The organism is Oceaniserpentilla sp. 4NH20-0058 (assembly GCF_040371755.1).
Taxonomy (GTDB): Bacteria; Pseudomonadota; Gammaproteobacteria; order Pseudomonadales; family Oceanobacteraceae; genus Bermanella.
The window spans coordinates 1-6,802 of the sequence record NZ_BAABWE010000018.1; the positions used below are offsets into that span (position 1 = coordinate 1).

Here is a 6,802-nt window from a genome sequence, read left to right on the forward strand (position 1 = left end):
ACGCTGAACGCTGAACGCTGAACGCTGAACGCTGAACGCTGAACGCTGAACGCTGAACAAAACAGCATGAAAATGGCTTCTATATTGTCAACCTTTTCTGCTATTCAATGCGCATTATTTCCCTGTAGCCTTCGACTTAAACTAAAGCGTATCGATAACTTTAGCTGCGGCTCCCATCTCCCATCTCCCATCTCCCGCCATGGTAATAAACCCTAAACTACGAGCATAAAAAAAGCCGCTAATTTTCATTAGCGGCTTTTAATTTTACGCTGTTAAGCTAAACGATTAACGCTTACCTGAACGACGAAGTGCAGAGGTCGTGAAGTCTTTACGTCTCGGCTTATAATCGAAGTTATACGCTTCATCTTCTTCGTTATTAAGAGCAGCAAGATAACCACCCGATAATAGATCGTGATGAGCAGAACCCGAAGCCAACAAAGCACCTTGATTTTGGAAGTGAAGCGCAAAGTTTTCAGATGCGCGCCATAATTCACCACGGCTATCATACTGATCAACTAGAGCAATCTGCCAGCTATCTTCATCCATAAAGAATGTACGCTTACCGTAAATATGACGCTCGCCCGCTTTAAGTGTGGCTTCTACTACCCATACGCGGTGCAGCTCGTAACGCATATAGTCACGTTTTACATGGCCTTTATCAAGCATGTCAGAGTATTTTTCCCCTGGGGTGGCTAACTTATAACCATTGTAAGGAATATAAACTTCTTTTTTGCCTAAAATTTTCCAATCGTACTTAGTAGGTGAACCGTTATACATGTCTGTTTGGTCAGCAGTAGCCATGCCACCTGCGCCTTCAGACGGGGCATCGTAAGCTACTTGAGGAGCACGACGTACACGACGTTGACCAGCATTGTAAGTCCAAGCCATACGAGGTTGTTTAATTTGGTCAAGTGTTTCATGAACCAATAAAACATTACCCGTCAAACGTGCAGGAGCCTTCACAGACTGCATGTAGTAAGCCAAGATATTGTCATCTTTCTTAGCATCAAAACCTTCCGCAACATAGTTAGGATGAGAAGCCAGAGCCTGAATCGTAACAGGAACAAAAGAGCCATTTGGCTGTACCGCTAACTTTGTGTAAGTAACATCGGTTGGTCCACCACGATAACGGGTTGTGTGATTCCAAATTGCTTCCATCCCATTTTGCGGAATCGGGAAAGGGGTGACTTCGTCGAAGTTTAATATGCCGTTACCACCTTCTGCCAATACAGCTGATGTAGCATTACTTTTGACTTTGTCATAAATCTTTTGTGGGTATCCAACGGTACGGTGTGTCTTATATACCGGAATAGTGTAGGTTTCCGGATATTTTGCAAACAAAGCAATTTGGCCAGCTGTTAAGTTAGCTTTATGCTTATCTACGTTCTGAGCCGTAATTGTAAAAAGAGGCTTTTCGTTAGCAAATATATTCACTAATGGGTCAACAGAAGAATCTATTTTCAGACCACCTGTCCACGCTGGAATAGTGCCTGCTTTGTTGCCTGCTTTTTCGGCACCCATTGGGGTAAGCTCTTTGCCAAGTTTCGCCGCTTCTTGCGGAGATACCTTAGCCATAGCGCCACTGGCCGCTACGGCCAGCGCTAACGCTAATATGGATTTAGTTTGAAGTTTCATAATTTTTAAACCTTGTACTTTAATATTATTTTTATGTTCTATGTGTCTATTAAAAATTAGAACTGTACGCCAGCACTGATCGCTAGGAAGTCACGGTCTTTAACATCATTAAAGTCACCACCCATGAACATGTTGTACGAAATCGATGCATCGTAACGCTGTAGGTAGTTAGCTTTAAGAGTCAGTCCAAGTTTTTTAACATCTTCTTGGAACTGACCACCTGGTGAAGGCGCATAACCATCAACGTCATGAGAGAAAGAGATCACAGGGTTTAGATCTACACCCATGAATGCATTGGTGTACTTAGCTGATGCCACTGCACGGTAACCCCAAGACGTTTCAGTCATAAAGCCCCCATCGAAATCCGAGTCGCCATCAAAAGAAGGTGCCTGATAGATTGAAGACTTACCATAACGAAGCACATCATCAAAGTCGTGAACGAAATTCATACCGGCTTCAACAATCAACGCAACTGCGCTTGCACCTAGAACTTGGTTTTGAAGATGAATAGCCGTTACCTGAGCTTGAGTAATATCAAACGTGCGGTAGCCAGATACTTCTTCACCTAAATGATTATCAAGACCACCCCAGAATTCTGTAGAAGCAGCAACTGATTCAGCACTATATGGACCACCAGCAGTCGCCAACATAGTCGTAACAAAGGTGCCATTAACTTGCACAGGAGCATCCATCTTATGAGATACCTCACCCGATAGAGCGACTCCATATGCATTGCCCGCGAAGCTTACGCCAACCAATTTAATATCTTCAGGGTATTCCATGAAGTAACCACCAGTTAGCACAGCATCAACTGTTGAACCACCAAATGCGGCAGGGAAAGCTGAGCCAGTCGATCCACCTAATACACTATAAATAGGCAAGCGACTATGAATATTCATGGCATAGAAACCAAATTCAGTATCTAATTCATCAGAGAAATAACGCAGTGAGAGACCAAATTGACCGTCATCCGAAGCCCCCCTGTCTCCATCTTCAAGTCTTTGCAGTGAAATCGCACCACCAGAGAATGTCAAAGTATTACAGCCTTCTGATGAAACATCAGAGGTAGAAAAATATGTACCGCATCCATCACCTACTGTTTCTTGCCACTCCAACTGATAGAAAGCCTCTACACTTAATGAGTCAGTTAAGCCTAAGTTTGCATAAATCATACTAACAGGTAACAGTCCTTCTTTAATTTCAGCGCCTGGGCGACGGAATGCTGCCGCATCTACCGGGTTAATCGAATTGATACCACCTTGAATAAATGTGCTTTCACCCCAACTAACTACCTGCTTACCCAATCGCACATCTAAAGGCATCTCGCCTATGTCAAAGGACCCATATACAAAAGCATCAAGAATCGTTGCACCTTTACCTTTTGCCAAATCATTAAAATCTGAGTCATCTATTTTTGATTTACCTGGGAAAGTAACAGTAGTACCTGTTCCCCCGCCCAAAGTATATGTTGGTGAATGACCGTGCTCTACACTATTATTCTCAATAGCAGAATCATACCAATATTTGGCGCGTACAAACGCTCCATAGTTTTGGTAAGTAAATTGCAAGTCATGACTACCTTTGAATATCTGCGAAAAAGCATCGCCTTTTTCGTAGTTACGATTACCATCATCAGAAGTATTACCATCTATAACTTCTGTATTCGGAGCAGTATAGTTCAGTAAATTTTTATTTTGCTCCTCCATTCTCCAGCTAGAACCAATGGAGAGTTGCGAATCAACAGTTAACGACGCTTCACCAAACTCAAATTCTACTGCTTGAGCTTGACCAAACATTAGCATTGGCACAGCCAACGCTAGTAATTTTTTACGAGCCAATACATTGGGGTTTATTTTCATCTCATGTCTCTTTATTTTTATTTTTGAAAGGGCTTACTTAAACCAACAGCTAGTGGTCTTAATAAACATCTAACAATAGAAAGGGTAACTTTATTTGGATGCTTACCTAAATATAAATTACCAATCAGACTGTTTTAGACCATATCACCTTGGCGACAAGTTTAATAACAGTACGTGGGTTTTTGCAAATTTTTTTTCATACAGTCGTTTTAATCTTGAATCTACCTCCTACATCCTTGTTTTAGTGAGATTTTAAACAATTTAAGACTACAATTTCATGACTTAAGACAGCAATTTATTATTATTTTTACTTTTGCTTTTAGGATTATAGATCAGTGCCTGTCGCAGAAACTACACTTTTTTCTTAATAACCTCTCTTTTTTTATGTAATGTTTTGTAACTTTCTTCTTATGTTAGATTATTAATAGCGCGGCAACTAGGGTATATTAAACAGAAAACAATAATAAGATCTATAACAGACTTCCAAGGCAGTAACATGACTCAACACACGCAAGACTATGACATCGCACAGATCATAAGTAATGCACCTTGGTTTAGGGACTTACCGGAAGATGCAAAAAATACGTTAATCACGGCAGCACGCCTTGAAAAACACCCAAAAAATTCCTTTTTATATGCCGCCGGCGATATTGCCTTAAAAGTCCATTGCCTAGTAGAGGGTCGAATCAGAGCAATTTTAACCAGCCCTCAAGGGCAAGAGTTTGGCTTAGATGACTTCAAACCTATCACTTGGGTAGGAGAGGCAATGCTGTTCTCAGACGAGCGCGAAGTGCTATCTCTGCAATTCAAGGAGTCTGGAAAGACTGTAAGCCTAAATCGGAATATTGTTTTGGAAGTGGCCGGAAAACACCCTTCTATCTACCGAAATATCCTTAAGAGCCAAATACAAAGAAACCGTGGTATGTACCGCTTAATGGGCGGAATGTTATTTTACCCACTGAAATCAAGACTAGCGTGGCGCATTTTGTACTTTTTGAAACATCATTCTTATGAGGCCGATGGAGGCACTTATTTAGATATTCATTTCAGTCAACAAGATCTCGCTCGCTTGGTGTTTGGCTCAAGACAACGTGTGAATAAAATATTTAAACTTTGGAGTGAAGCAGGGGTGGTATTAGTGCGTGACAAAAAGTACTTTATTCCCGATGTAAACCGGCTAATTGAAGAAGCTAATAAGATTGATGATTAGTAAAATTAAAAGTTTTTAAATAATCCTACAAATACTTATTTTCCTTTATAAATTAAAGGTCTAATGGCGCAACAAGTCTTGTCGCATAGGTGACACTTTAATTGTGAGTGCCTTTGTTATCTTACCCCGAAAGAAAAGCAGCCTATCTACCACTTGAGCATCAAAGTGCTCGTGTAAAGGCCACATTCAATAATAAAAATAATTACTAAACCCTATAAGATCTGCTTTTACAAATTAAGTCAGTTCTATCTGTAGCAATGTATTTTGGAGTTAACTATGTCTAGCACTCGTCCTCATGGTGGTGTACAACCCGGTATTAAATGGGGGCCGTTTACTTTACGTATTCCATTAGTCCACACAAAATTCTCTTTACCTGATTATTTACAGGGCATTGCCGTTGCTGGTGCAACTGGCTTAGCGCTTGTTCCTGTTTTTACCCATCTTATGGGACTGTCTTTTGAGGAAGCAGTATGCATGGCAATGGTCCATAGCATGCTTATCTCCCTTTCTTGGTTCACATTTGGTGATCCTTATGCTCCCGGCTGGTTAACGCCAGCGGTTCCATTTGTCATTGCATTTTTAACACTCCCTGCTTTAAGGCTCGCCGAGGGAGGGTTCGATCATATATCGCAATTTCAAGCCATGACCGCCATGACACTCAATTTTGCAGCTATTCTGGTGTTTTTAGGGGTTACAGGTCTTGGGGCCAAGCTTGTTAAATATGTCCCCAATGTACTCAAAGGCGGTATTATATTAGGTGCTGCACTTGCTGCATTCATTCGCGTAACTGAACCTGGCGATGCATCTAACGTGTTTGAACAGGCTCCTATTGCGGGAACACTGGGTGTCTTTGTATGTATGTTACTGGCATTTTCTAAGCCTATTCAGCAAAAGATGCCACAAATGAAATGGTTAGCTATTTTAGTTGGATTAGGTCTTTTACCAGGTTTCTTTATTGCGGGTTTAACCGGCTATTTCACTAGTGAGTTCACTTATGCAATTCGTTGGGACTTCTTAGATGTTCCAACTCACTTCGCCTCTCTTTGGGATAAAACTTCGCCATTTGCCATTGGCTGGCCTTCACTAGATATGTTTCTAGCCACCCTACCGCTAGCATTAATTACCTATATTCTTTTCTTTGGTGATCTAGTGACTGGTGATGAGCTTATTGAGGAAGCACAACCATCACGCCCTGATGAAAAACTTGAACTAAACAGTACTCGTGCTCACATCGCAACTGGTATTCGTAATGGCATCATGGCTATCACAACACCTTTCTTTTCAACTCAAGGTGTTATGTGGACGGGTATTCAAGTAATTCTACTAAAACGCTGGGGTCTAGGTCGCGAAAAGGTGGATTCCTTCTACGATACAGTTAGCAGCTTTTACGCACTGTTCTTTTTGGCTCCAACCCTATTCATCTTTTTACCTTTAGTTACCCTGCTTCAGCCTCTTTTACCGCTGGCGCTGGCTATCACTTTGATCTTAACCGGCTTCTCATGCGCAATGCTGGCCTTGTCACTAGTTAAAGATGCAACTGAACGTGGTGTAATGGTAGTTATCGCCATTTCACTTTGTGTGTTTGAGCAGCCTTGGGTTGGCATGCTGGTAGGCCTTGTTACTGTTTTCTCATTATTGGGACCTCGTGCATTTTTAAATCAAAAAGTAGAGTTAGACTTTGGGCACCACAACGACCCTAAATCTGAAACCAACGCCGAAGCACCTGCTTTAGATAAAGCATCTTAGGATTCAGTTTTCTTCTACTGAGGCCGCATTATTGCGGCCTTTTTTTATTCATTAACAACACGAACTTGCCTTGGGCATACTAATTAAATCTCATCACATGATTTAGCATCAATCTGTAGAAAGCATATTAAAGAGCACCATCCGCCCCACTTTAATTAAACACCACCTTCAGAAAAAGCTCTCAAGGTCTGTTTGGTGACATAGTCATCTTGCATATCACATCTCATTCTGTGACTTTAGCAGCACCCGAACCTAGCCAGCTATGTGAATACCACCTTAACTGCTGGATTACAGGCATAAAAAAAGGCCACCGAAGTGACCTTTCTTTTTTGGTGATAGGAGCGCTTTACAT

The 6,802-nt window shown here is 41.5% G+C and carries 4 protein-coding genes; 2 read left to right on the forward strand and 2 right to left on the reverse strand.

Annotation, left to right across the window (positions count from 1 at the left end; genetic code table 11):
* Nucleotides 1-285 precede the first annotated feature (285 nt).
* Together ABWV45_RS15370 and ABWV45_RS15375 are read right to left on the reverse strand one after the other, a co-directional pair.
* Nucleotides 286-1,635 (reverse strand): DUF1329 domain-containing protein, encoded by a 1,350-nt coding sequence (locus ABWV45_RS15370; RefSeq protein ID WP_353352606.1) that lies wholly within the window; start codon nt 1,633-1,635, stop codon nt 286-288.
* A gap of 56 nt (nt 1,636-1,691) precedes the next feature.
* Nucleotides 1,692-3,494, reverse strand: a complete 1,803-nt coding sequence (locus tag ABWV45_RS15375; protein WP_353352607.1) for a DUF1302 domain-containing protein — start codon at nt 3,492-3,494, stop codon at nt 1,692-1,694.
* A 496-nt stretch (nt 3,495-3,990) separates the two neighbouring features.
* Here ABWV45_RS15375 and ABWV45_RS15380 point away from each other — a divergent pair, with 496 nt between their 5' ends.
* Together ABWV45_RS15380 and ABWV45_RS15385 are read left to right on the forward strand one after the other, a co-directional pair.
* Nucleotides 3,991-4,704: a Crp/Fnr family transcriptional regulator gene (locus ABWV45_RS15380; RefSeq protein ID WP_353352608.1), complete on the forward strand. Its 714-nt coding sequence runs from the start codon at nt 3,991-3,993 to the stop codon at nt 4,702-4,704.
* Between the two features lie 276 nt (nt 4,705-4,980).
* Complete coding sequence (locus ABWV45_RS15385) at nt 4,981-6,450, forward strand: hypothetical protein (protein ID WP_353352609.1); 1,470 nt, start codon at nt 4,981-4,983, stop codon at nt 6,448-6,450.
* The last annotated feature ends 352 nt before the right edge of the window (nt 6,451-6,802 follow it).

Coding starts and splice junctions, on each gene's coding strand:
- ABWV45_RS15370 (WP_353352606.1), bottom strand. CDS start 1,635: ATGAAACTTCAAACTAAATCCATATTAGCGTTAGCGCTGGCCGTAGCG.
- ABWV45_RS15375 (WP_353352607.1), bottom strand. CDS start 3,494: ATGAAAATAAACCCCAATGTATTGGCTCGTAAAAAATTACTAGCGTTG.
- ABWV45_RS15380 (WP_353352608.1), top strand. CDS start 3,991: ATGACTCAACACACGCAAGACTATGACATCGCACAGATCATAAGTAAT.
- ABWV45_RS15385 (WP_353352609.1), top strand. CDS start 4,981: ATGTCTAGCACTCGTCCTCATGGTGGTGTACAACCCGGTATTAAATGG.